We start from the raw sequence: 26,560 nt of genomic DNA on the forward strand, positions 1-26,560 counted from the left end.
GATTCTACAGATTTTTCCCCACCGCAATATCCTGCGGATCGCCTTCATAGCCCTCAGGATCATCAAACGGCCAATCGACGTAACCCTGTTTTCTATAAAACCTCAGCGCCTGCGGTGATGATTCGAGATGAAGACGTTGATACCCCTGCTGTTTGAGCCATTTTTCACATAAAGCTAATAATTGACTTCCGCACTGGCGATTGCGTTTTGCCTCATCGATAACAATAATCCGCAAGGCCGCACGCGCTTCGGGCCATAATTGCAAATGGGCGTAACCAATGATTTCACTTCCCTGAAACAAAACAAAATGCACATGCGCCGGATGCTCAAAAGTCCAGGTATAGGGATCAACAAGACCTGCTTTGCCGAAAAAATAGAATTGTCTGAAATGACGAACCGCCTGCCATTCTCGGGGTGTCAGGGCTTTGACCATTCTTAACCCGTTAAAGCCGGCTTTTTTATCAATGGCTGCAATAAAGCTCTCTTTACCTAAACAATAGCTCATGATGTCGTCGGGGTATTGGCACGCCAGTTCCTGTTTTAATCGGGCATACGCGTCTCTGTCTTCAGCATGAGACCTCATCCAATCCCTGAACTTTAAATGGCGTTCAATTTCCACATGACCTGATTCAAATGCATGGAGGTGGTGCGTGCGTTGACGGCCTCCTTTGTGGAAATAACGGCGAAAAGGAATGCCGTGTTCGCCATTGATTTCATAACCCAGCGCCTGCATCCTCGCATTCGCACCATCGACCTCGCGAATATCCGCCACCACAGGAATCATATCAATCACGGGTTTGGCAGCTAAACCAGGTACCGAGGTGGAGCCGATATGATGCACCTCAAGGCAGTTTTCACCCAAAGCGTTCTTCACGCGCTCAGCTTCAAGTAAAAACTGCTGAGGCCAATTCACATCATAAGGAACGATTTTAACGTCCTGCTGCCCGGATTGTAGTGGCATCATTGACCCTCCTCTTCTTTTTGTTGTTCCGGCAGAAAACCGCCCACCTGCGCATCCCACAGGGTTTTATACAACCCGCCCAGACGCAGTAATTCAGCATGCGTGCCGTCTTCGACAATATGCCCTTTATCAAAGACCAAGATTCGGTCCATGTGCAGCAGCGTGGATAAGCGGTGCGCGATCACCAGGGTGGTTTTCTCCTGCATTAACTCCCAGAGGCTCTCTTGTATGGTGGATTCGGTAATGGAGTCCAACTGCGAAGTGGCTTCATCCAGGATTAAAATGGGCGCGTTTTTTAAAATCGCCCGGGCAATGGCAATGCGCTGCCGCTGCCCGCCGGAAAGCTTAACGCCACGCTCCCCAACCAGAGCATCATACCCCTCTGGCAGAAGCTGGATGAATTCGTGTGCATGGGCTTTTTTAGAGGCAGCAATCACTTCATCCTCGTGAGCATCCAGGCGGCCATAACGAATGTTATCCATTAAACTGCGATGAAAAAGGCTCGGATCTTGCGGGATCATGGCAATGGCTTGGCGCAAACTGTCTTGCCTGACCTGAGCGATGTCCTGACCATCAATTAAAATACGGCCCCCGACGAGATCGTAGAGCCTCAAAATCAGGTTCACAAAAGTCGATTTGCCACTCCCGGAATACCCGACCAACCCCACTTTCTGGCCTGCCTCGATGATCACTGATTTATTTTGAAAAAGAGAATACCCGCCGTGGTAATGAAATTTAACGTTGGCGAATTCAATTCGGCCTTGCGTGACAATGAAGGGCGATGCCTGGTTTTTATCCTCGATTTCATGAGGAATGGCTAAAGCATTCAGGCTTTGCCGGGCTTTCCCCAAAGCCTGGTTGAACTCATCCACCTGGTACATGGTGTACCACATCATGTGCCCCAACTCCATGGAAATACCGAGAATCAAGGCAAAATCACCAATACTCACCATCCCCTGACCATACAAATGGATTAATGTAAACGCCGCCAACCCCATCATCACAGCAATCATGCCCCCTTGCGCACAGCAAAGCAGGACAATAAAAAGCTCTTTTCTCTGGAATGCCTGCAGAACTCGGGTAAAAAAGGAGTCCATGCGTTTTATTTCATAAGGCGTTTGAGAAAAAAGACGGATGTTGGATTGGTTGGCCAGCCCATCCACCAATTGGCCGGAAAGCTGTGACTCCGCACCCGCCTGATCATCCGATAAATGAACCAACCGGGCGGAAAGACTAATACTGACGACTGCAAAAGCGATGAACCACAGTAACAAAATATAGAAAAACAGGACATTCACAGAGTAGGCAGTAATGAAGGAAATCACCAGCAGGGAGGCGCCACGAAGAAAATCCACCGACACACGATGGAGAATGATTTCAACATTATCCGCCAGGGTAGTTATTTGATCGGCAATACGTCCCGACAGATTATCCTGAAAAAACTGGGTGCTGGCGCCCAGCACATAGGCGTAGGTCTGGCTGATGAGTTCGTTTTTAATACGGGCCTGATACTTATAATTTAAATACCCGATGGTTCGCCAGGTGACATTATCAAAAACAATGAAATTCACCACCAGCAATCCAGCTATCCAAAACAAAGAAGACAAGTCGATGGTGTTTCTGGCTGCCAGTGTGTTGATAAACGATTTGACCAGCAGGCTGTTTAAGGGCCCCCAGAATCCAGCCAATAAAGCCAGCATGACAAACAAGGCCACGACCGCACGGTATGGTTTTAAGAAATGCCCTATCAATGAGCCCAAATGAGGGGGGATGGCAGGGATGTTTGGAGATAAGACAGGTTTATGGTTCATGATTTACTCTTAAGTTTTGTCGATTAGGACAATTAAAAAAAAACCAAAGCCGAAACGACTTTGTTTGTTTTTTGCCCTCGCGAGGGTTTACTTAAGATGTAATTTTCATGACTGCGTTAAACCGGATTCAGGTAGTAAAATCAATAACGGCTAATGATAAGTAAAACCCAATGAGGTTGTCAATATTCGTCAAAACATCCACATCGTCCATTCCATGATCGCCTGTCGTCCCGCCAAAGCCAGACAGGCTGCGAGCGATGTTCAAACCCTATCAGAAACTCCTGCAATCCATTGTAAAAACATGCCGGTATTTTCATCCCTTGTATACCGCCAGCACTTCAAGTAAGTTAAGCTGAACACGTACTGCTGAGAAAACCATGACTAACGCCATGCACCTTGTCTGTCCCCATTGCCACACCACCAATCGTTTACCCACAGGCCGTTTGACGGCCCATCCCAAATGCGGCAAATGCGCTGAACCGATTTTTGATGCAAAACCGGTGGCCCTGGATCAAGCGGCGTTCGAACGCCACCTCACCCACAACGATATCCCGCTGCTGGTTGATTTCTGGGCGCAATGGTGCGGCCCCTGTAAAATGATGGCACCCTACTTCGAATCGGCCGCCGGTCTTCTTGAACCGACTGTACGTTTGGTAAAAATCAATACCGAAACCCAACCTGCTTTGGCTGCACGTTATTCGATCCAGAGCATTCCTACCCTGATGCTTTTCAATCATGGCCGAGAAATTGCCAGGAGCGCCGGGGTGATGGGAGCAGAGGATATTGTTCGCTGGGTAAACCAGTACCTTTAATTTGGGTGATTTTTTCAAGCCATTGGGTATGGCCGCTGAAGGTGGTTCTGTATTGTGCCCAGGCATTTTCCTGTTTGTTGAGTGAATTGACACCGGATGAAATATTGACTAGATTTCGCACCTCCTGATGGACAAGGTGCGGCATGAAACGGGTTATCATTGATATTACCAGCTTATCCAATCTTTTGCGTAAAAGGCGATTGCCTCATGGCGTGCCCCGCGTTGCTCTGGCTTATTTAAAGCATTATTTCCATGACATGCACATCCTCTTCAGGATTCGCAGCAGAAGTATTATCTTATCCAGACGCCATTCAGAACAAGTAGCCCGCTTGTTGCTGGCCTGGGAATTGGGATCTTTTTTAAAATTAATCCGCCTCATCGTGCGCGGTGCGTTTTCCCCTTCAGGCCTTGATCCAAAATGCCATTATTTTGTCATTAAACTTGATTATAAAGGGTTTAAATACCCACGCTATCTGGCCGCCATCACCCAAAATAATTTAAACATGCTCGCGGTGGTCCATGATTTAATTCCGCTTCTTAACCCGGAATTCTGCACACCGGCGGGTACCCTGCAATTTAAAAACCAGTTGTCTCAGCTGCTGAAGCATGCGCAGGGAATCGTGACCATTTCCAATGCCACGCAATCCCATTTGCAAGGCCACATCCTGAAAGAAGGTGCTTTATGCCCGCCAGTATTAAGCGCCCCCTTAGCCCCGGGTCTTGTGAATGACATTTCACCGGGTGAACCTCTGGTTACGAGCCCTTATTTCATCGTCCTGAGTACCATAGGACCGCGTAAAAATCATTTATTGCTGCTTCGTATCTTCCAGAGGTTGCTTGAACGGTATGGCCGTCATACTCCCAAACTCGTCATTATCGGCAAGCGCAGTACCCGCTGCCCGTCTACCCTGGCTTTGCTGGATAAGAACGGGCCTTTAAAGGATGTTCTTGTGGAGCGGCAGGCCAGCGATGCTGAATTAGCCAATTATCTTCATCATGCCAGAGCCTTGTTATTCCCGACCTTTGCCGAAGGCTACGGTTTACCCCTGGTTGAAGCCTTCAGTTTTGGCGTGCCGGTGATTGCGAGCGATTTACCGGTTTTTCGCGAAATCGCGGGCAATATCCCCGACTACCTCGATCCACTTGATGGCCTGGGATGGATGCAGGCCATTGAAGATTACACGCAGAAGAACAGCACCCGGCGTCAGGCCCAACTTGCACGGCTGGCTTCGTTCCGTGTGCCGACATGGCCGGATCATTTCGCCCAAGTGGAAGCCTTTATGGACGAATTAGTAAGAACAAGACCAGAATCCGGCCGGCGAGATGGTCTTAATTGATCACTTTTTGACCAAACTCTAAAAATAAAATAGACTTTTTAATGCAGCGATTCAGCCTGCGCTAAGCCATCACTCGATGGTTTGTCTGTTTTTATCCGCGTGCCGGTCTGTTTACGACACCTGTTTTTTTCATTTTTAAAAGGAATTTAAAAATGCCTAATACTATCAAATCCGATCCGCAAGGAACCCTGGGAGTGGCTTATGGTATGGTGGGGAATACCCTGGTTATCTCCGCTTCCCATAGCCGGCGTGAACTGATGCCCTTGCAGTTCATTAAACCAAATGGCGAATGGACCAAACTTCAAGCCTCCGACATGGACACATTACCCTTCTCAACAGCCATCAATACCTTTGTCAATCGTAAGGAAGGTATTCAGGATGTCTTATTCACGGGTGATGTGAATCTGGGATATTCAAATCAAAATGTGGTTTCGCCACTGGTTGATGATTTGTTAAAGGGCTTTGAAACCACCACTATCCCGGTGACCAAAGTGCTCTATTCTGGAGAGCGCAAAATTGTGCGGGATTGCAATATGCAAATTAAAAAAGATCCTGATCTTATTGCCCATGCCGAGAATACCCATGTAGTGGACATGGCCGCCGTGGCAGTCGCTAATCTGGTGAATGGCCGACCTGTCGATGAAACCCCGGTTTTTGGCACTGGGCCTTCGCATGGTCAGCCTGCGAGCACGATGGCAAAAGAGAACGTCACCGAGGATCAGGACATATGGACCAGAACCGTCGCGACAGAAGAAGACGTGGACACAAACGCCCGGGACGATTTTCATCATAAAGCGCATCCCCAGCAATTGACCCAGGCCGGGTTAACACACAATCAGACTTTAAAACAAAAATTAGGTGATGAGCTTGGAAAAAGTGCACCGGACAACAGCAATACACGTCACTACAATCCTTGATGAGGTCCCCTTGATGAGGAGAGATGGGGGCATCTCTCCTCATGCACTGTTGACGGCCAGTAAAAAAAAGTTAGTCCGGTGGTCGTTTTTTGCTATAGTCTCTGCCTGTTTGTCTATAACGTTGAGCATCAATGAAAAAAGTCATCCTCACCGGCGATCGCCCCACCGGCCCCTTGCATCTTGGGCATTACATCGGCTCTTTAGCCAATCGGGTTAAACTGCAGGAGTCGTATGAGCAGTTCGTTATGATAGCCGATGTGCAGGCCTTAACGGATAATTTTGAAAACCCGGGCAAAATTATCGAAAACCTTCATGAAGTGGCCTTAGATTATCTGGCGGTGGGTATCGAGCCGGATAAAAGCACGATTTTCATCCAATCGCAAATCCCTGAACTGCCTGAACTGACCCAGTATTTTTTAAATCTGGTCACACTGGGGCGTCTGGAAAGAAACCCCACGGTTAAAACTGAAATTCAGCAAAAAGGCTTTGATTCATCCATACCCGCCGGCTTTTTCTGTTATCCCGTCAGCCAGGCCGCCGACATTGCCGCCTTCAAGGCCGAAGCCGTGCCTGTGGGCGATGATCAGGTTCCCATGATTGAGCAAACCAATGAAATTATCCGAAAATTCAATCGCATTTACCAAACGGATTGCCTCAAGGAAACCACCGCCGTTTTAAGCAAAACCTCACGCTTAGTGGGCATAGACGGCCAGGCCAAAGCCAGCAAATCCTTAGGCAACACCATTTTTCTTTCCGACTCGCCAGAGGAAATCAAGCGCAAGGTTTTTTTAATGTTTACTGATCCGAATCATTTAAAAATCAGTGATCCTGGTCAGGTGGAAGGCAATGTGGTCTTTGCCTACCTCGACGCGTTTCACCCGGATACCGAGGAAGTGGCCGCTCTTAAAGCCCATTATCAGAGAGGCGGGTTAGGCGACTCCACGATTAAGACCCGGTTAAATACTACATTGCAAACCCTGCTCGAACCCATTCGAGAAAGGCGAAGCCGTTTCAATAAAAGCGAGGTGATGGACATGTTAATCACAGGGACAGCGGCTGCAAGAAAAGTGGCTCAACAGACCCTGGAAGAGGTGCGTAACGCCATTGGCCTGAACTATTTTACCAAATAGCCGGCTGTGACCCATTTACGCATAGGGGATCGGGTGCTTATTTCCTGCATCTCATCCTGCGGCACATGCCGTAATTGCCGAAAAGGCATGTATTCGCATTGCCTAACCGGTGGTTGGGTATTGGGTCATACCATCAATGGCACACAGGCGGAATATGTGCGCATCCCCCAGCCGACACCAGCCATTACCAAATTCCAGCCGATTTGACAGAAGAAGCACTGGTGATGTTAAGTGACATTTTCCCGACGAGATTTGAATGCGGTGTGCTCAATGGCAAAATACAGCCAGGGCAAAGTGTCGCCATCGCCGGTGCCGGTCCGATTGACCTGGCAACACTGTTGACAGCCAGGCTTTATTCTTCGGCAGAAATCATACTGATTGACATGGATGAGCATCGTCTTAATGTGGGTAAACAATTGGGCGCCACGCACATCCTTAACGGTCAAAGCGATAACATCATTGAGAAAGTGATATCCTGCAGGCTTACGAGGTTTTCGGGAAGGCACCCATGACGGGTGCACTCAAAGTCATTATCGAGATGGAATCAATGAAACGGAATACAATCCTACAACAGATTAACCAATGATTGGGGATTAGACACCATGGGAAATTCGCTTTGCTCCAACGCAAGAACTGTACACCAGCAACGATTTTCTATAATGGTGAAAGGATGGTTGTGTAAGGTGAAAAAATACCCTATAGTTTCGACCCTTGTCGCTTGCTATGCCAGCGCCTGGAGGATAAGGAAAACCCTGTGTCATCATAGGTAATGATAACTAGTAAAAGGAAATCAGATGTTTCGCTTGTTTACACAACCCAATTCAGGTAATTCCCCGATTAGCGACAGTTCTCCTGTCACAGCGATTACTACTGCTTATTATACTGCCTGGACCGATCTGGTAGATAAATTTATACAGACCATAGCTGAGATCAATTCATTAAAAGAATCAAACACATGCCACGCATCTAAACAGAAATTAACGCTTTTATATGCCTGGGTCAGTAATGAAGGTAAACAGGCCTACCAAACAGGGCAAGGCAAATTTTTTATGAAGCACATTGAAGCCTATAAAACCGCCACCTCCTCTTTGAATGAGAATTTATTAACCCTCACTAAAACACAGGTTATCGAAGGTTTTAATGCCTGGTTTAAAGCCTTAGTAGAGAAGTTTCCGGAGTTCTCTACGGACGAAATTAAAGAGGAATTCAAAAAATTCAGCGCACTATGTAGCGCTGAAGATTTTGATGAACACATTGCTTTGCGCACGGTATTTACTTATCGATATGTTAAAACTGGAAGTAGAGAAAGTGTTCTGAATGGGTATGAAAAAGCAATTAAACGCTGCGTACAAGCCATCAACGCAATGAATGAATCTGAACCTAAACCTGAACAGGAAAACACACCCAATTCTACGTTGTCCTGAATTCAGGTTTCCCGAATTATGTCGTAGTTCACTTGATCTGGCAGTTGCCGATAGAGGTGCCTGTCAGGTCAAATTGAATTATTTTTATTTTACTCGCTTGGCAAGGTGTCCGACAAATCAGGGCAGGATCACGCGCGGCATGCGGAATTAAAATCCCTTCATCTCCAATCCAAGTCGGGCACTGTCAGTACAGGCCTCGACGGTATTCGCTAACAGGAAGAGATTTTTTGCAAGCCAAAGACGTGGCCGTTGCATCATTTCTCACGAATGAGTCTTTAAAAATACCGAGGCTTTTTTAAGAGAGTCCCGGGTCTCCTGACTTAATTGTTCCGCAGAGTCGTTCAACACTTCCCGCGCTTGCGCGATGCGATTTTGGTCTGCTGCCTCATTCCATTCAGAAAGCGCCCAAATAGCCGCCAGAGTACCAATGTATCGATCATATGCATTAAAAATCGTGGGCTCACCCCAGCCGCCATCAGGAAGTTGCATGTCGCGTAATTGCTTAAGCAACAGGGGCCTGGCAGGTTTACCTGGATTATCCAGTGAAGGGACAGCAGCCACCTGAGCTGTACTTAACGCATCCGCTCCGGTTATCCCAAGAGGGTATTCAAGAGGGTATTTAAGGAAACTTAAATCGGCCATTGCAGCTCCATTATTGCCCATCCAGCATCAGTGAATGGCCTTTCCTTCAAATCCACAACGTCTGGCTAAACAATAGGGTTATAGTAAACTTACGAAAAGAAAGCAAATGAACGACTCCTGAACCTATAGAACCCGGTTAAATTAACCTGAAAGGACTTGCCGCAGTGCAAATGCGCTTTTTTTAATCCGAGAATCCTGGCCATCCTATTTAATGATCAATTCAAGGGCATGAAGATTGGCAATGATCCGGTTATCCAGATCATGTTTTTCCTGCTCACGATCGACCTGGTAGGCAGTCATCCCCACGGCGCTTGCACCGCTTACACAAGGTTGTTCATCATCAAAAAATACACATTCGCCGGGATCAACGGATAATTTTCTGCACAAAGCCAGATAAGCCTCAGGCTCAGGTTTTCTGGTACCGATGACGGACGCACTGATTGCCTCATCAATGTAGGCATCCAGCTTAAACCGTTGCAGCGACTCCTGTAAGCTTGCCAAAGGAAAATTCGATAAGACGCCGACCTTCATGTTTTTTTGTTTACAAAGCGCCAGGGCGGGCAGCGTATCAGGAAAGACCTCCATGAATTCCATGTAATTCACGTGGTGCAACTCGGCTTTTCGCTCCGAGTCAATCGTATAATGATGGGCCAATGCCTGCCAGAATTGCTCAAAAAAAAGAGCTTCTTCTTCTGGATTTTTGGGAAACCCGTGTAATTTTCCAATCATCCACCATATTCTCATTCCTTCTTCCAGGGTAAATTCAGGTGCATATTTAGCAATCGCCTTGACGCCTTTCTTAAACAGGAAGTAAGTTAAAACACCATCCCGATCAAAAATCACTGCATTTATTTTTGGCATGATTCAATACCCCAGGGTTAAAAATCAAGCATGCTGCTGCGGCTCTTTTCCATAACGATTTAAAGCATAATGCCCCATGCTGCCGGCAATCTCGCCTTCGGCAAAAAACACCTTTCCGAGCACTTCATTCTGTAGCAGCAAGGCTTCCTCTTCATCATGGCTGCGAACCACAATTTCGATATCCGGATTGAGTGCGCGCGCGCAGGCAATCATTTTTCTCACATGCACGGTATCGGACACCACAATCATCAACATGCTGGCTCGGGCAATATGGCCCTGGATAAGCACCGAAGGCTCCGAGGCATCACCATAAACCGCCGCGATACCCGTTTCGCGAAGTTGAGCGATGATCTCGCGGTTTTCATCCACGACCACAAAAGGAATGTTATGTTCGGTCAACAAATTGGCAATTCGTTTGCCAACCCGCCCATAACCGACCAGCACCACCTGCCCGGCGAGGTACTCTTCCTGCGTCGTCTGCGGCAGTTCCGCCAGCGGATCATTTTCCCGCTCTAACAGCGCAAGCATTTTGGGATGCGATTTAACCCAGTGGTGGACGGGATTAATCAGCCTGAAAATTAAAGGATTCAACGCAATCGAGATTAAAGCACCCGCGAGAATGAAATGCCGTCCTTCTTCCGGAAGCATGCCAAACCGTATCCCCAATTCAGCCAGAATAAAGGAAAACTCCCCAATTTGCGCGAGACTCGCTGAAACAATCAAGGCCGAGTGCAGAGGATAACGAAAGGCAAGAACTAAAAAAAACGCAGCAATGGATTTACCGATAATAATGATCCCCACAACCGACAAGACCTGCAACGGTTGTTCAAGCAACACCATAGGATTAAACAGCATGCCCACAGACACAAAGAACAACACGGCAAAAGCATCCCGCAAGGGCAGTGATTCTTCGGCCGCTCGATGACTGTAAGAAGATTCCCGGAGAATCATACCGGCAAAAAAAGCCCCGAGGGCAAACGAGACGCCAAATAATTGCGCCGCGCCGTAGGCAATGCTGATTGCCGCGGTGATGACGCATAAGGTAAACAGTTCACGCGAGCCGGTCCGGGCCACATGCCAGAGCAGTTTGGGCAACAGCCGGCGCCCAACCACAAACATCAGAATAATAAAACTTAACACCTTAAGCAGCGTCAGACTAAGGACAATCCATAAGGACTGCTGTTGCACGTCCGCCGCCACCTTATCCCCCAAACCGTGAGAAAGCGAGGGCAGAAGCACCAGCACAATCACCATGGCTAAATCTTCAACTAAAAGCCATCCGACGGCAATGTGACCATTAATCGAATCCAGAGCACCTCGCTCTTCCAAGGCGCGCAGCAAAACCACGGTACTGGCCACCGAAAGGGACAGGCCGAAAATCAGAGCGCTGCCATAATCCCAGCCCCACCAGACAGCGAGCCCTCCGCCAAGCAGCGTGGCCGCAATCATCTGCACAACCGCCCCGGGAATGGCGATGCTGCGGACCCGTTTTAAATCATCCAGGGAAAAATGCAGGCCCACGCCGAACATCAGCAGCATAATGCCGATTTCAGCCAGTTCCTGAGCAATTTTCACATCGGCGAATAACCCGGGAGTAAATGGACCGATGATAACACCGGCTAACAAATAACCGACAAGCGCCGGGATTTTAAAACGCACCGCAATAAATCCCATGATGAGTGCCAGGGCAAATCCCAGAGCCACGGTAGTAATCAAGGGAAGCGAATGGTGCATTTGACTTTCCTTATCATGAATGGATTAAAGCCAGAGGCGTCTTTATTTAATGGTAGCCAACAGAATGAGGGAGGGGAAGCCCCGAAGCTAAATAGTTATTTTTCAATCGATTTGCTTTATTTTTTTCTATTGACTATAACTCTTATAATCAAAACCTGGGGTATCGGATCTTGGAGATCAAAAATTACATCACGAAATGCCAGGAAAGAGCCAATTTTGCCATTCAAAGCTACTTACCCTGCACCCAATCCTACCCGCCGGCGTTGCACGAAGCCATGGCCTACTCTGTGTTAAATGGGGGAAAGCGCATTCGTGCGGCGTTTGTATACTCCATCGGCGAACTGTTTCACGGAGAAGAGGCCTTATTGGATGGATTGGCCGCAGTCATTGAAATGATCCACGCCTTTTCACTCATCCATGATGACCTGCCCGCGCTGGACAATGATGATTTGCGTCGCGGCAAACCAACCTGCCACAAAGTGTATGGTGAGGCGGTCGCCATTTTGGCCGGGGATGCCCTGCACACGCTGGCGTTCAACATTCTCGCCAATCTGGCCTTTAAATACAAACAATTAAAACCTGAGAACGGGTTAAAAATGATCGATTTTCTCACCCGGGCTATCGGCTCAACCGGCATGGTAGGCGGCGAAGTGCTGGACTTGCAGACGATTCATGATCACGTGACCGTTGATGATCTTGAAACCATTTACCGCATGAAAACAGGCTGCTTAATCAGCGCCGCTGTCGTTTTTGGCGCCTTAGCCAGCACCGATGATTTGGATATTCTTCATTTACTGCAGGAGTTTGGTCTGTTAATCGGAATTGCCTTTCAGATTCATGATGACATCATCGGCATTGAGTCCAGTACATCGATTCTTGGAAAATGCCAGGGCAACGATTTGAAACGGAACAAGCCCATTTATCCCGTACTGACGGGCATTAACAAGGCTAAAAAAGCAGAAAAAGACTTTTATTGCAAAGCCTTGTCCTGCCTGGATCACGTGCCTGTTCAGACTGATAAAGTCAGAGGCATTGCCGATTTTATACTGCAGCGTAATTATTAAGGACATTTGCGTATGGATGACACGGATGAGGCACATTAAAATTCGTGACGTCCCTGGCATCCATCCATTCGTTCTCTCATTACATCAAGCTTTTCTTTACGCCATACCCTGTTTTTTGGATGCAACAAGCCACGCTGAAACGAATCATTGAGGAACTCATGTGTCCCAAAACGGCCACAGCAAAAGGAGTGGATTATCGTGGTGCGTATTCAAAAGAACAATTGCAATCCGAATACGAGCGCATTAAAAAATTAGTAGACGATCCTGAATCGACTCTGGGCCTTTCACGGCGCTTGGGTAACCATTGATTTCATAGACAACAAATGGCTTCTCATGGCCCCTCATTGTAAAAATCCATACCCAGAAAGAACAATATATCACCATACAGTCTATACTTTACCCAGGTATTAGCAAACGAGGTAAGTCATGAAACAGCACAAAACCCCTAAGAAAAAAACGAAAGCACTGTCCAAAGAGGACTTAAATCAAGTCTCTGGCGGTAACCGCCAACCCAATTTCGGCACTCAGGTCAGAGAAGGTTTCGAGAGAATGACTCCCGATATTGACAGAATCATTGAGCATTTCAACAACAAACGCAACCGATAAGCATTCACTCGATTGAAGCCGCAGCGAAACGTCCCTGCGGCTGTTCTTTTTTGTTATGGAAATTGACAAAGCACCTGCTTTTCGCTAGCATCAGGGTTCCCGTAGAGGCTGGTGATTACAACTATTCTCGATCCTTCCCGAGTTGTAACGACAATCCGTCCTTAGGGCGAGGGGTACTTTAAATGGATTTTCTTAAGGTATCTCTATGTTCAAAGCCGTTTCAACCACCCCGTTGTCAATCAATCTTGATGAGTATCCCGGAGGCGTGGCCGCCTGGGGCGCTTTACCGGCTGTCTTTGACAGTTACAATCAGGGCTTTGACCGCGGTGTTCACCTGCATGCCCGCCTAACCGATCCTGGAAAAAAACAAATCGATCAATCCTTTGCCGAAGTGGAAGTCGGCTGGCAGGATAAGCGGTTGCTGCTGACGGAAGAAAGCGCGGTCCATTTTACCTTAAGTTCAATATTTGATTTCCCAATACTTAGTCTTGATTGCAGCCACTGCGGCCGGGAATTACTGGACACCGGGATGGCGGCAGTCATTCCATCCTTCGATCATTACTGCCGTTACTGCGGCCAGCTTACCCAGAGCGAGCAACGCTGCGCCGTCAATCCCATTTTGCGATTTAAGCAGCATCTGGGTGATGGCCAGGTGAAACGGCCAGTGATTATTCCGTCGCGTCAAATTATCCTTGATGCCGATAGATATCCTGGCGGTTTCCAGATTTGGGGTTCCAATCCCTCCATTCTCTGGACGGCACAACGGCAGGAAGAAAGCGCCATCCATGTGCATGCTTACGACCATCAGGGTAAGCGCATTGTCGACAATACTTACGGCGACGTGTGGGTGATGGGTCAGTTGCTGGACATTGAGATGGTCAGGGTTCTGCAGATTCAGCAGGCTCTGCCCTCTTTACAAGGCTATTTGAAAAGCTATCATTGCCCCCGGTGCAATCATCCTCATTTCGATCAGGCGCTTTTGGCGGTTATACCGCATCAGGAGCATGCCTGCGACCAGTGCCAAACCGTTTTTAGCACCCCCAGAGCCATCAGTAATCCTGCGCTGGCACTGTTAAAACAACTTGCCTTAGCCACCCGGGAGGTCTGCCATGAATAAGGTGTTACAACCCACGATAATAAAAGCCGGTGCCTTGATTTTCGATGAAAATCACCGCGTGCTTGCTGTTCACAAGCGCGGCAAACCGCCCATGGAATTGATTGTCCCCGGAGGAAAAATCGAGACTGGAGAAACCGATGAGCAGGCTTTGCGACGCGAATTGCAGGAAGAATTACAGGTTGAGCTGCTCTGTGCCACTCTATTTGATCATTTTCAAGCCAAAGCCATTTACGAAGACGCCTTACTGATGATGCGTGTCTATCGGATCAGCATTCGGGGTATTCCCTCACCCGGACAGGAAATCGATGAACTGGTCTGGCTTGATGCCAATTACCTGACCAGCGGTTATCAATTTGCTTCTATTTTAGGGAAACAGATTTTACCTCGGCTTTTCCCGCACACGGCGAATTTCTGAGTCGACATATTGCTCTATAATTAAACCATGTGGTTTTTTAATAAACTCAAATGACCCTTATTTTAGAGCAATTTCTTCAAGGCGGTAAAAATGAGCGTGTTTTGGTGACGGAGGATGCTCCCAAAGGCCGAAAACCGCAAAACTTTGACGAATATTTACAGGTTTTAAACTTTATTTCCGCCATCCGTGAAGAAGGCAGCCAGGAATCAGCGACCGCATTGGTTAAAAAGTTGGCTGTTAAAATTTTAACTGAATATAAAAAAGAACTTGAACGAACCAGTGCCCAATGGAACCATCCCCGTAATCCGCAACTGTTCGTTATCGCCAAGAAACTTGAAGCCATTGCCTATCTGGTGGGAGATAAACTGGTCGATGATATTTTTTTTGAGGACAAGGAGAAAGCGACCCAGGGCTTTTCTTTCGCCTTGCTGAGACGGATTCACCGGGAAAAAAAATCCTATGAGGGGGATAATTTTCTGGCTCGGGAACAGGAGGGCCTTAAGTTTGCCCATTTCGATCGCCATAAACTGGCCGTGCAGTTGATGCTGCGGGTTTTATCACCCCGCTACATTAATCAGAGCAATGACCAGGTCTGCGGCGTCAATAGCTTTGTCCATAACATCGCCTTAATGAACCCGCTGGTGTACGTCAAAATGGTGGATCAGTTGGCCGTCCACGGTGAATTTGATTTCAGCACCCTGTTTAAACAGCACGGCGATTTCAAGGTTCAAATCACGGAAACTGCTATTTTTGAAAAAGCGGAGGAAACCGGCCAGGATGGTATTCACGATGCCGACCACATCATTTTAAACGGGATTCGCTCCTCGCAAAATATTTTACACACTTACCGCAGCGAAGGCCCTGAATTCATCAAGCAGATTTTCGGCGTCAGCATGCCCAATGAATTGAAGCGCTGGATGAAAGCCTCAGGCTACACCAATGTTCATACCCTGTCTTTATCCACAGAAGACTCGTTTGCGCAATTGCAATTATTGATGGCCGACGGTTGCAGCGTGGCTTTTCTCGGCACCGGCACACTGGCTCAGATTATTCTTGGACTAACCAGCGTTGAAGAAGTTGGCAAGCCTGGAGCTCTGGCACAAAAACTTGATGGTCATTTTTTTGTCATTAACCAGATTCAATACGATAAAACAACCCAAGAAGTGCAATTGAAGATCATGACCTGGGGAGAAGAACAAACCGTCACATTACCCCTGGACGTCTGGCAGCAGTACCAGGGCCAGGCCACCGCGTTTGTTGGTAAAAATCCTTACATGACCTCCCTCTTCCGCAATAAAATACGTCAATCGGTGAGTGAAGGAGATCAACCTTATTTTGCTGCTGAAGCCTACTGCCTGTTCATCCATCAGATGCTGTCCAATCGAGAGGCCACGTCCTTATCCAAAGCTCATCGCCAGCAGATTATTGCAAAATTGCATGAAGCCTACCGGCATGATAAAGGAAAAACCTGGCTTGAGGCCGCTGTTGAGCTAAGGGATTATATTCACGCCCTGCCTCCGGAAGAGCAAAAGGGCATGCCGTTGCATGCGGCTATTCTGGACATGGCGCTTTTTACGGAGGTCAGTTCACTGAATGAAGCCCTGAACGCCAAAGCCTATTGCCTTTTTGTAAAAAACCGGCTTGACAATTTTCCCGACACATTGAGGACACAAATTTCGGCAAGGCTGAATCAGGTGAATGCAGAATCCGCCAGCGACTGGGGAGAGGCGGCCCTGGCCATACGGGATTTAATCAGGGAAGACGAAGCCCGTGCTTTCTGTAAGGAGGCCGAGAGGACACTTGAACCATTCAAGGACTCCATTGGAGCCATTTTAGCCTCCAGTAAAACCTGGGTGGAAGCCGAATTTAACATCCGCGGTTTGTTTTTTCACGACAATAAAAAATACCAGTCCCAACTTCCAGCCAAGGTTAACTATTTAGAGATTCCAGCCAATGACGCCTTACTCGCTGAGGCTTCGCTTTCTGCTAACGAAGAGAAAATCCGCTGGCTTGAGTACCTTCGTGCCCAGCAGGACCATGTCGAAATCAGACGGCAACTGCTGACGTTGTACATTGCAGAGAAAAAATGGTCCAGAGCCCTGGTGATGTTTGATCATGTGGATAATCCCATGGATAAAGCACTCCTCTGCCACGCCTTGAGAAAGGCGATGCCAGTCGAGCAATCGCTGAAATCCACTCAGCCTGCCCCTGAAAAAACCGCTTCTTCCATCGCCTGGCCCTTGGTCGGATTCTCCGCAGCCGGTTTAATTGGCGGCGCCCTGACCGGTCTTGGTATTGCCGGCGGTTTGGGCAGCGCGCTGGCAACCGCCGCGTTAGCCGGTCCGGTAGGGTGGGCCCTGGTCGGTGTTGCCGCCCTGCTGGCCATCGGTTCGTTTGTTTTGGGTCTCGTCACGCTGAAAGGCAATACCTCCGATAACGCCCCATCACCGCAATCCGATCCCAGTCTGGATAAACTGGAAGAACTGGCCATTAATGGCGCACCCTGCCAATTGGTCAGCCAATTAAATGTTAAACCGGAAGCCATAGGTCAATCACTGCAGGAAGACGATGAACTGGGTGCCGGCCAGGACGCAGACTTGGAAGTCGGGCAGAACGCGGAAGAGAGCCTTGACCTGGCACAACCGCTTGCTGTGGATTTTTCCGAGGAGGAAAAAAACTCCGAAATAACCTATAAACAGCAATCGTTTCAGCAATAAAACTTTACTTTAAGTCGAAAAAAATCCAGGTATAATGGCGTCTCCCTAGTCGTTATTTTGCATGAAAAATCGGCAATAACAGACTGTTGAACAGGAGGTTCAAACCATGTTAACCGGTATTCGTTTAATTCGGCCTTTATCATCCTAAACCAGCAAATTGGCATGACTTTACCGGAACAAATCAAACACCTTCTCATTCAGGATAAAACCCGGGAAGCCATTGCGCTGATTAATCACCTCAGTCAGCAGGAACTTGAAAGACGGGACCAGGGAGCTCACGATTATTTATTTGATTTTGCCATTCGCCACAGCCGCAATCCCCAGGTATTCCATGCCCTCATTGCCCGCTATGCCAGCCTTATCGGTAACAAACGTTTAAAGCCATTAACCCTCGATTGTCACCCCTCTTTTTCTAATCACCTTGATGAAGCATTCATGATGGGGAAGCTGCCCATCCTGCGGCATGGATCATTAACGCAATACAAAAACCTGATGAATCTGCAAAAAACCATTTATTGCCACCGGCTAATGGATGAAATAAAAAAACTTTCGCTTTACGGCGCTAAACTGCTCGTTGAAGTGCTGAGACCAGCGCAAAAACAGGCCATTGAAAAAGCCATCATTGATTATGAAAAAATGCTTATTGATTACAAGAATTTCAACGCCATACTGAGTGCCAGCGAGCCGCTGAACAGAGGCGCCGAAACGTTTAAAAAAGCAGTAATTATCCAGAACATGGCGTTTCAGTTATTAAACACGACCTATCAGTTCCTGGGCAACGATCATCGCTCGTTAATCAGTTATCAACACGCAGCCAAAGACATACTCCATTCCCACCCATCCATTGTACGAACCTGTCGAGGCCTTGGAAAAATAATAACGGACATTGGTAACGCCATTGCCTATTACACAGGCCTTGGTCTGCTGGTCTCCTTGTCCCAGGGAAAAGTTCAGGAATTTAAAACTGGCCGCTGGACCTTGTTTGCCGTCAAATCAAAAACCCAGCAGCAACAGGAAATGATCCTCAACCTGCTTGAAACCTTCCCTCTGCTCGTCTGAGGATTGGTTTTCAAGATAAACATTTTGTCAAATTATTTGCTTTTATGATAATTTAGAAAAAAACTCAGGGAGAGCCCAGACATGAAATGCTTCGCAATCATCACGCGTTTTGAAGGTGAAAAAGCCACGCTCCACATTCCATCGAACCGGATCATGCTTTCCCTGATGGCAAGCCAGATCAAAAAACAGTTAGTGAAGCTTGAAGAAATAGGCGAAGCCCTAGAGCCTGGAAAATATTACTTTCACACCATAGGCGAGATAAAAATCTACGGATTGAAGCTGGGGGAGAATTATTGGGCTATCGCCTGTGACAGTGAAATCACTCTGGAACAACAACGCAACCTGACCATTAATTTACTTTTTCATAAATGCTCCCCTCAGGATGTCGCACAAGACCTCGATCAATTCATCGACAAAACACACGATCCCAAAATTCAGAAAGTCCAGAAAGAATTGCATGAAACCCACGCCGTCCTGCGGGAAACACTCGAGAAAATGGAACTCCGTGGAGAAAAATTAAGCGATTTAGTCGCTAAAACAGAGGGCTTGAGTCAGGCCTCTTTCGCCTTTAAGGAAGAGAGCGAGCGCTTAAACCGCTGCTGGCCCTCCTGCACGCTCATTTAAAGGCCTTGCGTCATGAAAGAAATCATCCTAGCCACCAGCAACAAAGGAAAAATTGCGGAATTATCAGCGATTCTTGCCCCCACGGTCTGTATTCCCCAATCCTCATTGGCCATCACCGATGCGGAGGAGACCGGGCAAAGTTTTGTTGAAAATGCCCTGATCAAAGCCCGGCATGCCAGCCGCGAAAGCGGAAAACCAGCCCTGGCGGATGACTCAGGCCTCGTAGTCCCGGCCCTCAATGGCCAGCCCGGTATTTATTCTTCACGCTTTGCCGGACCTTCGGCAACGGACAAAGACAACATTGACCTGCTGCTGCACCGGTTAAAAGACGTTCCCGAGGCTGAACGGCAGGCTTTTTTTTACTGTGCCATTGTGATGGTACGCCAGGCCGACGATCCCATACCCCTCATTGCCTGCGGTCAACTTAAAGGGCAAATCAGCCACACCTTAAGCGGTGCAGAGGGGTTTGGTTATGATCCTGTGTTTTATCTGCCTGAAAGGCAATGCACAATGGCGCAATTGCCTGCTAAAATTAAAAATACCATCAGTCATCGCGCCCAGGCGCTGCAACGGCTGCAACAACAACTTAACCCGTCATGATTACAACAAGCATCCAACCGTTCAAAGCATTATCCACTGAGGAAATTTACGATATTCTCGCCCTGCGTAATCAGGTCTTCATTGTTGAGCAGCAATGCGTTTACCTGGATGCGGATTACCAGGATCAATCCGCCCTGCATGTGCAACTGCGGGATAATAAGACCTTAGCCGCATATGCCCGTCTGCTCAACTACGATAAAAACACCATGAGCTTTGGCCGTGTGATTGTGGCCCCCGCCTACCGTGGTCAGGGCCTTGCCAGGCATATGATGACCTTGATTTTAAACCACTTGCACGAACACTATCCTGACCATGACATTGCCATTACTGCCCAGCATTATCTGCAGGCCTTTTATGAGCAGTATGGGTTTGCCGTCAGGGACACCCCTTTTGATCTGGATGGCATCCTGCATGTTTACATGGTAAAAGAACCGTGACCCGCATTGACGAATTATTTGCCGAAGCCCAAGGGCTTAAGGAACAGGAGAAGCTGCCGCAAGCCATGACGCTTTACGAGCATATCCTCACCCAGAATCCAAACCATGAACCCAGTCTGCGCAGCCTGGCTTTCATCTGCATTCAGCTTGGCGACACCAACCATGCCATCCACTATCTGCAGCGGGCATTGGCTCTGGACCCCGATGATCCAAGCCTGCACAATAATCTGGCGAATGCCTACCGTAAAAATCATCAACTGGACTTAGCCATTCATCATTATCAGCAGGCTATCGCTCTGAAACCGGATTATGCTCAGGCTTACAGCAACTTGGCTGCGGTATTTGCCATGAGCAATGACTACAGGAACGCCCTGGAATACTACCGCCGCGCGATTCATGCCCAACCGGATTTCACCGCGGCCCATTATAATCTGGGACTGCTCCTTCTCAGGAATAATCAATTGAACGCCGCACGCATTCAATTCAATAACGTGCTTGCATTAAACCCTGACCATCTCGAAGCGTATTTTTACCTCGGGGTATTGAACCTTGAAGCCAATCAACTGGATGAGGCTGAAAAGGCGTTTCAGCATGTGGTCATGCACGACAATACCCATGTCCAGGCTTTAACCAACCTGGGGGTCATTGCCTTAAAACGGGATCGCGGTCAATTGGCGGTTGATTTTTTTACCAAAGCCCTGACGCTGGACAACAATCACGTGGATGCGCGCAATAATTTAGCCGCGACATTCATGCACCATGACCGGTTTGAAAACGCGTTGATGCATTATGACGTCCTGCTGAGGCAAATGCCTGATCATATTGAATACCTGTATAATTCCGGTGTAGCCCAGATGGCGCTGGGGCACCTCAATGAAGCCATTCATCAGTTCGAACACCTGCTGTCACTTGAACCGCAGCATTTTGCCGCACTCAATAACCTGGCTGCTGTGTTTATCCGCCTCGAGGACAAGCCCAAAGCCATCGAGCTTCTCCACCGCGCGCTGGCCGCCAATCCTGAGGATGCCGCCAGCCGGCACATGCTCAGCGCCCTGCAGGGGGATACATCAACCGCCGGCACCTGTACCCCTTATGCGGCCAATCTTTTTAATAACTACGCACTGTATTATGACAAGCACATGCGCGAGCAATTAAAATACACCCTCCCCCTGCACATCGAATCCCTGTGCAGGGAATATGATCTTGACCATTTCGCTAATGCGCTGGATTTAGGCTGCGGTACCGGCCTCACAGGCGAAATCGTGCGGCCTCTCGCCCGCCGCCTGACCGGCGTGGACATCGCCGCAAAAATGGTTGCCATTGCCAGAGAAAAAGGGATTTATGATGAACTCATCGATGCGGACATCAGCGTTTTTTTAAGCGGCACCAGCCAACGTTACGACCTGATTACCGCGGCCGATGTTCTTCCCTACTTCGGCGATCTGACATCCCTTTTTACCGCTGTGCGCGAGCATTTAATGCCGGAGGGTTATTTTATTTTCAGTATCGAAATCAGCGACACCACTCCCTGGCAATTGCAGGAAAGCGCCCGTTTCTGTCATCATACTGATTACATTGAAAGCCTTTGCGGGGGGCTGGCGCTTAAACTCATTGGCAGCCAACGCGTCATTGCCCGCCAACAAAATAACACCGGCTTGCCTGTGTTATTATTTCTGACTCAGGCCGCTTAGCTTATACCGAGGGAGCTTCTGTTTTGCATGCATCAGCCGATTTGAATTACAATAAAAACACACTGGCTTATTATCAATCTGCCAAAGAATTGCTGCTTCCTGCCGAACTGGTAGAAGACATTGAAGGTGTCGCCATTCATTTAGGAAAAAGAACCTATTATTTTCGCGGCGGCGAAACCCCGTTTAACAGCAGCTGCAGTGCCAACATTGCCAGCAATAAATATTGTGCCAATAAAATTCTTGAACGGGCCGGCATTCCGGTTCCTAAAGCCACGGCTATCCATGTCGACGATTTTTATAATGGTCTTCTTGAACAGGTCATTGCCGATTTAAAATTTCCTCTGGTGGTGAAACCCTCGAAAGAAGGCCGTCTTGGACGAGACGTGGTGTGTAATATTCAGAATATTGAACAATTAAAAGCCTTTATGGACGATATTTTCCCCGCCTATGATTTTTTAAGCATTGAAGAATTTCATGGTAATTTAAATTCCTACCGGGTGTTGATGTTCAGGCAACGCATACTCGGGGTGGTGCGCCGTTATGCTGCCCATGTCATCGGTGATGGCCAACACACGATCAGGGAATTGGTTGAACTCGCCAATGCCGATCGCGCCCGCTTAAGCGACACCTTAAAACCTATCCAGATTGACGGTGAATGCCTGATAAGGCTTGAGGAACTGGGTCTTACGATCAATGACATCCCGCAACTGAACGAGCGTGTGGATTTATGTTACACCTGCAATGCCACCCGCGGCGGTACGTATGAAACCATAAAAACCCGCGTGTGCCGGGAAAACCGCCGATTATTAAAAAAAGCAGTGGCCACCTTAAACCTGGCTGTCGTTGGACTTGACATTGAATGCGTGGATTTAACCATCCCCATTGAGGAATCCGGCGGCGTCATTATTGAAGCCAATCCTGCGCCGAGTGTCCGTATTCATGAAACACCGCAAAAAGGCAAAGCCCGTCAGGTGACAAAAATCATTACCCGCTCATTGATCTACCGTCACCCCCTTTCTTACCTGCATGTGCTATATAAACATAATCGAACAGCGTTTTATGTAAGAAGTTTAATATTACTCCCCATTTTATATTTTCTTTACAGGCAACTGATTTAACTAGCGGGGAACGGGATGGCGCATCATGATAAACCAATTAAAAGTTTTAGACGTCTCATTACGGGACGGGGGCCACAGGACCAATTTTCATTTTTCTTCAGATGATTTAAAAGCCATACTGACTCCTCTGGATCATTCGGGGATTGAATACATCGAGGTGGGTTATCGCAATGGGTCGTTGCATCCGATTGCCGACATTGGCGATGCTGGATTATGCCCCAAATCTTACCTTCAGTTATGCCGCAACTGCATTCAACACGCCGACATGGCAGTCATGGTTCACCCCGAGAATGTCGCCCGCGATGATTTCATTGAAATGAAAGCCTGCGGCGTTAAACTGATTCGGATCTGCGTTATCCGGGGGGGCATCAAAGCGGCCTGTAAAACCCTGGATCTGGTCAGGGAAATCGGACTTCGGGTCTCGGTTAATTTCATCCATACCTCGCAATACCGGGAGAGCGACCTGGATGAGGTTGTGGATGAAGCAGCAACCCATCACCCCGACATGATTTATTTTGCAGACTCCAACGGCAGTCTGATGCCTTCCCGGGTCAGCCGGATTTATGAACGATACATCCCGCGCTACCCTGTCGCTTTTGGCTATCATGCCCATGATAATCTCGGCCTGGCCCAGGCGAATACCCTGGCCGCCATCGACGCCGGTGTTGAATACGTCGATGCTTCGCTTGCCGGTATGGGGAAAGGCATAGGCAATCTCAAAACCGAATTTTTTACCGCGTACCTCCATGCCAACCACATTACAAAATACAACCTCGATGATCTGCTCACGGCGGCCAACTATACCCGGCAGGCCTTACACATTGGTCAGGAAGCCATTGAAATGGATGAATTTATTCGCGGAATCTCCGATCTCTCAACTGCACAGGTCAAGCAACATTCCGTTAAGTAAGCTTATCTTATATACTGCGCAACAACGCATTTAACCGGGGGTGTCCCCATGGCTCAAAAACGCCTTTTCATTCTGGCACCCGTCATGCCGCAATCCTCCGATATCAATAGCATGGCCGATTCGCTCTCTTTTTTATCGCCCCATTACCAGCTTGACTGGCATGATCCGTTGGCCGAAATTGACATCACACTGCCCAATGACGATTATTATCGCCATTGGCAGGAAAAACTGCTTGGCCTCATGCCGCACTATGCGGGTTTTATCGGTTTTTCATTTGGCGGAGTTATTCTGCAGCAATGCCTCCCTCTGTTCGTCAAAAAACAGCTGATCCTCTTCTCCACCCCGACGTTTGCCGATACAGCCCTGACTGAAAAGTTGATGCGGGTTATCGATTTGTGCCGGCAGCACCAGCTGATGGCGGCTCTTGAAAGCTTATATCGTGACGTGTATTTCCCAAATGCTTTGCCGGTGACCGGGTGGGCCATTAGGGACACAGCACAAGCAGAGCATCGCTTGATGACGGGTTTAACCAAGGTACTGACAACAGATTCAACTAAACTAATAACAATGAGCAAGGCAAATTACCTGCATTTCATTGGCGAACAATCCAATCTGGTCAATCGCCGGAATGTGCTGGCTCCTCCACACGGGCAATTGATCATTGTTCCGGGCGCAAGCATGCGAGTATTGCAGGATAATCTTCCTTTTTGCAAAAAAATAATCCTGGAGAAACTGGATTATGACGATGAATGATGTCATTAAAATTGCCGTATTGCCTGGCGATGGCATAGGAGAGGAAGTCACCGAAGCCGCCTTGCCAATTGTTAAGGCATTGAATTTGCCGATGGAAATTCATCGAGGCGATATCGGCTGGGCCTGCTGGCAGGAGCAGGGCGATCCCCTTCCGGAGAAAACCTGGCAATTGATTCGTCATTGCGATGCCACATTGATTGGCGCCATTACCAGTAAACCCGTACGTGAAGCCTTGCGCGAACTGTCGCCCAAACTGCAAAAGAATCATCTTGAGTACGTCTCCCCTTTGATTCAATTAAGGCAAAAACTGGATTTATTCGCCAATGTACGGCCCTGTTTTAATCTGGTTGACAGGGAGCAGCCATTCCATTTCTGCATCATTCGGGAAAATACCGAAGGCCTTTATGCAGGCTTTGATTTTCACCCGCCGCCAGAACCCATCAGTCAGTTGATACGCCAGCAAAAGCGCTGGCAGCACACCTCCAGTCAGGATTTGAGTGTGAGTCTCCGCCTGCAAAGCCGGCAGGGGTTGCAGCGCCTGTTTGAATTTGCCTTTCAATATGCAAAGGACAATCAATTTGCCCGCGTAACCTTTGCCGACAAGCCGAATGTTCTGCGGCAAAGCGGCGCATTTGCACGGGATATTTTTGAAGCCGTGGCCGCACGCTATTCCGCCATTCATGCCGACATCGCCAACATTGACGCCGCAGCGCTCTGGCTGGTCAGACGGCCTGAAGAATTTGGCGTCATTGTCGCAGAAAACATGTTTGGCGATATTCTTTCTGATGTAGGCGCTGCGGTCATGGGCGGGCTTGGTTTTGCCCCCAGCGCCAACATGGGTCATCAAGGCTGTTATTTTGAACCGGTGCACGGCAGCGGCCCGCGCATAACAAGCCATCGTGCCAACCCCAGCGCCATGTTTCTGACCATTGGTTTATTGTTAAAGCATTTTGGTTACAACAGCGAAGCTGAACGCATCACCCGCGCCATCGCCGCAGTCATTAAGGATGGGCGTTACCTGACCTATGATTTAGGCGGCAAAAGCACCACCGAAGAAATGGCGCAGGTGATTATTGAACAGGTCATCCACCCTGACTTGCCAACACCGGTTTTTTTAAAGCAGAGGAGTGACGCAAAACGGTTGACGCTGGATTTGCAACTGCAACAACTCAAGCAGTACAGCACAGCTGAAATCGCGGATGCCCTGGATGCCTGCGGAGTGGACGGTGCGCTGCTGCACATTAAACCCTTAACCAGCGGCATCAAACTGGCTGGCCCGGCTTACACGGTTCAATACAGCCCCTATCAACGCATCGGTCAGGCGTTCAAACAAGCCGCGAATTACATTGATAACGTACCGGCCAACGCGGTCATTGTCATTGATAATCAGGGCCGCATTGATTGCACCGTCTGGGGCGACATTCTCACCCAGGCAGCATTGGTTAAAGGCATAGCAGGGACCGTCGTCAACGGGGCTGTGCGGGATGTGGCCAAGATCCTTAACAGCAATTACCCGTTGTTCTCTGTCGAACGTTTCATGCGATCAGGCAAAAACCGCGTGCAGAAATCGGGTGAGCAATGCCCTGTCAGCATCAATGGAGTAACCATCCAACCCGGCGATATTCTTTTTGGCGATGATAACGGCGTGTTAGTGATTCCGGCAGATTTATTGGCTGAGGTTCTGGCCAAAGCCCAGGCCATTTGTGAAACTGAAAATAAAATCATCGATGCGGTCAAAAAAGGGCAGCGTCTTGACCAGGCCAGGGAGGATTACCGTTATGATCAGCCCTGGTTAAATTCCTCGGACAAAGGATAAGCCA

28 protein-coding genes are annotated in these 26,560 nt (G+C 48.3%); 22 read left to right on the forward strand and 6 right to left on the reverse strand.

The features are described 5' to 3' along the window. Window positions 1-4 precede the first annotated feature (4 nt). The 3 genes from Lrub_RS11815 to Lrub_RS14865 form a co-directional block, all read right to left on the reverse strand. Complete coding sequence (locus Lrub_RS11815) at window positions 5-964, reverse strand: bifunctional GrpB family protein/GNAT family N-acetyltransferase (RefSeq protein WP_237760811.1); 960 nt, start codon at window positions 962-964, stop codon at window positions 5-7. Next, entirely contained in the window at window positions 961-2,772 is a 1,812-nt protein-coding gene (locus Lrub_RS11820; protein ID WP_058532324.1) for an ABC transporter ATP-binding protein, read from the reverse strand. Before Lrub_RS11820 ends, Lrub_RS11815 begins: the two co-directional genes overlap by 4 nt. A gap of 127 nt (window positions 2,773-2,899) precedes the next feature. Beyond that, a complete protein-coding gene (locus Lrub_RS14865; RefSeq protein ID WP_156413048.1) occupies window positions 2,900-3,037 on the reverse strand; it encodes a hypothetical protein in 138 nt (45 codons plus the stop codon). A 112-nt stretch (window positions 3,038-3,149) separates the two neighbouring features. On the opposite strand from Lrub_RS14865, the gene trxC reads away from it, so the two are divergent. The 7 genes from trxC (at window position 3,150) to Lrub_RS11850 (ending at window position 8,392) form a co-directional block, all read left to right on the forward strand. Further along, window positions 3,150-3,584 carry a thioredoxin TrxC gene (trxC, locus tag Lrub_RS11825; protein WP_058532325.1) on the forward strand — a complete coding sequence of 145 codons (435 nt, stop codon included), beginning with the start codon at window positions 3,150-3,152 and terminating at the stop codon, window positions 3,582-3,584. A gap of 143 nt (window positions 3,585-3,727) precedes the next feature. Further along, a complete protein-coding gene (locus tag Lrub_RS11830) occupies window positions 3,728-4,921 on the forward strand; it encodes a glycosyltransferase family 4 protein (RefSeq protein ID WP_058532326.1) in 1,194 nt (397 codons plus the stop codon). 152 nt (window positions 4,922-5,073) lie between these two features. Then, window positions 5,074-5,838 (forward strand): hypothetical protein, encoded by a 765-nt coding sequence (locus Lrub_RS11835; RefSeq protein WP_058532327.1) that lies wholly within the window; start codon window positions 5,074-5,076, stop codon window positions 5,836-5,838. Between the two features lie 131 nt (window positions 5,839-5,969). Further along, window positions 5,970-6,968, forward strand: a complete 999-nt coding sequence (gene trpS, locus Lrub_RS11840) for a tryptophan--tRNA ligase (protein WP_058532328.1) — start codon at window positions 5,970-5,972, stop codon at window positions 6,966-6,968. A gap of 33 nt (window positions 6,969-7,001) precedes the next feature. Then, on the forward strand, window positions 7,002-7,175 hold the full coding sequence (locus Lrub_RS15165; protein WP_237760825.1) for an alcohol dehydrogenase catalytic domain-containing protein: 174 nt from the start codon (window positions 7,002-7,004) through the stop codon (window positions 7,173-7,175). Window positions 7,176-7,189: 14 nt separating this feature from the next. After that, complete coding sequence (locus tag Lrub_RS15170; RefSeq protein WP_237760812.1) at window positions 7,190-7,480, forward strand: MDR/zinc-dependent alcohol dehydrogenase-like family protein; 291 nt, start codon at window positions 7,190-7,192, stop codon at window positions 7,478-7,480. A gap of 282 nt (window positions 7,481-7,762) precedes the next feature. Continuing rightward, window positions 7,763-8,392, forward strand: a complete 630-nt coding sequence (locus Lrub_RS11850) for a hypothetical protein (RefSeq protein WP_058532330.1) — start codon at window positions 7,763-7,765, stop codon at window positions 8,390-8,392. A 261-nt stretch (window positions 8,393-8,653) separates the two neighbouring features. On the opposite strand, the gene Lrub_RS11855 is transcribed toward Lrub_RS11850, so the two are convergent. The 3 genes from Lrub_RS11855 to Lrub_RS11865 form a co-directional block, all read right to left on the reverse strand. Then, window positions 8,654-9,034: a hypothetical protein gene (locus tag Lrub_RS11855; RefSeq protein WP_133134026.1), complete on the reverse strand. Its 381-nt coding sequence runs from the start codon at window positions 9,032-9,034 to the stop codon at window positions 8,654-8,656. Between the two features lie 204 nt (window positions 9,035-9,238). Next, complete coding sequence (locus tag Lrub_RS11860; protein WP_058532332.1) at window positions 9,239-9,895, reverse strand: HAD family hydrolase; 657 nt, start codon at window positions 9,893-9,895, stop codon at window positions 9,239-9,241. 24 nt (window positions 9,896-9,919) lie between these two features. Further along, a complete protein-coding gene (locus Lrub_RS11865) occupies window positions 9,920-11,629 on the reverse strand; it encodes a cation:proton antiporter domain-containing protein (RefSeq protein WP_058532333.1) in 1,710 nt (569 codons plus the stop codon). Between the two features lie 170 nt (window positions 11,630-11,799). On the opposite strand from Lrub_RS11865, the gene Lrub_RS11870 reads away from it, so the two are divergent. From Lrub_RS11870 to Lrub_RS11940, 15 genes are all read left to right on the forward strand, one after another. Continuing rightward, window positions 11,800-12,693 carry a polyprenyl synthetase family protein gene (locus Lrub_RS11870; protein WP_058532334.1) on the forward strand — a complete coding sequence of 298 codons (894 nt, stop codon included), beginning with the start codon at window positions 11,800-11,802 and terminating at the stop codon, window positions 12,691-12,693. Window positions 12,694-12,737: 44 nt separating this feature from the next. Next, window positions 12,738-13,001, forward strand: a complete 264-nt coding sequence (locus Lrub_RS11875; RefSeq protein WP_133134025.1) for a hypothetical protein — start codon at window positions 12,738-12,740, stop codon at window positions 12,999-13,001. Between the two features lie 118 nt (window positions 13,002-13,119). Beyond that, a complete protein-coding gene (locus Lrub_RS11880; protein WP_058532336.1) occupies window positions 13,120-13,299 on the forward strand; it encodes a hypothetical protein in 180 nt (59 codons plus the stop codon). Window positions 13,300-13,504: 205 nt separating this feature from the next. Beyond that, window positions 13,505-14,416: a hypothetical protein gene (locus tag Lrub_RS11885; RefSeq protein ID WP_058532337.1), complete on the forward strand. Its 912-nt coding sequence runs from the start codon at window positions 13,505-13,507 to the stop codon at window positions 14,414-14,416. Continuing rightward, the gene (locus Lrub_RS11890; RefSeq protein ID WP_058532338.1) at window positions 14,409-14,831 is read left to right on the forward strand and encodes an NUDIX hydrolase; all 423 of its coding nucleotides are present in this window, start codon (window positions 14,409-14,411) and stop codon (window positions 14,829-14,831) included. Before Lrub_RS11885 ends, Lrub_RS11890 begins: the two co-directional genes overlap by 8 nt. Window positions 14,832-14,881: 50 nt before the next feature. Further along, on the forward strand, window positions 14,882-17,548 hold the full coding sequence (locus Lrub_RS11895) for a hypothetical protein (protein ID WP_058532339.1): 2,667 nt from the start codon (window positions 14,882-14,884) through the stop codon (window positions 17,546-17,548). Between the two features lie 162 nt (window positions 17,549-17,710). Beyond that, the gene (locus tag Lrub_RS11900) at window positions 17,711-18,607 is read left to right on the forward strand and encodes a hypothetical protein (protein ID WP_058532340.1); all 897 of its coding nucleotides are present in this window, start codon (window positions 17,711-17,713) and stop codon (window positions 18,605-18,607) included. 81 nt (window positions 18,608-18,688) lie between these two features. After that, window positions 18,689-19,231, forward strand: a complete 543-nt coding sequence (locus Lrub_RS11905; protein WP_058532341.1) for a hypothetical protein — start codon at window positions 18,689-18,691, stop codon at window positions 19,229-19,231. A 12-nt stretch (window positions 19,232-19,243) separates the two neighbouring features. Then, window positions 19,244-19,831, forward strand: a complete 588-nt coding sequence (gene rdgB / locus Lrub_RS11910; RefSeq protein WP_058532342.1) for an RdgB/HAM1 family non-canonical purine NTP pyrophosphatase — start codon at window positions 19,244-19,246, stop codon at window positions 19,829-19,831. Then, the gene (locus Lrub_RS11915; protein ID WP_058532343.1) at window positions 19,828-20,268 is read left to right on the forward strand and encodes a GNAT family N-acetyltransferase; all 441 of its coding nucleotides are present in this window, start codon (window positions 19,828-19,830) and stop codon (window positions 20,266-20,268) included. Before rdgB ends, Lrub_RS11915 begins: the two co-directional genes overlap by 4 nt. Beyond that, a complete protein-coding gene (locus tag Lrub_RS11920; protein ID WP_058532344.1) occupies window positions 20,265-21,959 on the forward strand; it encodes a tetratricopeptide repeat protein in 1,695 nt (564 codons plus the stop codon). The genes Lrub_RS11915 and Lrub_RS11920 overlap by 4 nt, the downstream gene beginning before the upstream one ends. Window positions 21,960-21,982: 23 nt before the next feature. Further along, window positions 21,983-23,077: a UDP-N-acetylmuramyl peptide synthase gene (locus tag Lrub_RS11925; protein ID WP_237760813.1), complete on the forward strand. Its 1,095-nt coding sequence runs from the start codon at window positions 21,983-21,985 to the stop codon at window positions 23,075-23,077. Window positions 23,078-23,105: 28 nt separating this feature from the next. Next, on the forward strand, window positions 23,106-23,987 hold the full coding sequence (locus Lrub_RS11930; RefSeq protein WP_082651529.1) for a beta/alpha barrel domain-containing protein: 882 nt from the start codon (window positions 23,106-23,108) through the stop codon (window positions 23,985-23,987). Between the two features lie 48 nt (window positions 23,988-24,035). Continuing rightward, window positions 24,036-24,740 carry a hypothetical protein gene (locus Lrub_RS11935; protein WP_058532346.1) on the forward strand — a complete coding sequence of 235 codons (705 nt, stop codon included), beginning with the start codon at window positions 24,036-24,038 and terminating at the stop codon, window positions 24,738-24,740. Continuing rightward, entirely contained in the window at window positions 24,727-26,556 is a 1,830-nt protein-coding gene (locus Lrub_RS11940; RefSeq protein WP_058532347.1) for an isocitrate/isopropylmalate family dehydrogenase, read from the forward strand. The genes Lrub_RS11935 and Lrub_RS11940 overlap by 14 nt, the downstream gene beginning before the upstream one ends. Window positions 26,557-26,560: the final 4 nt, after the last annotated feature.

This window comes from Legionella rubrilucens (assembly GCF_001468125.1).
Lineage (GTDB): Bacteria > Pseudomonadota > Gammaproteobacteria > Legionellales > Legionellaceae > Legionella_C > Legionella_C rubrilucens.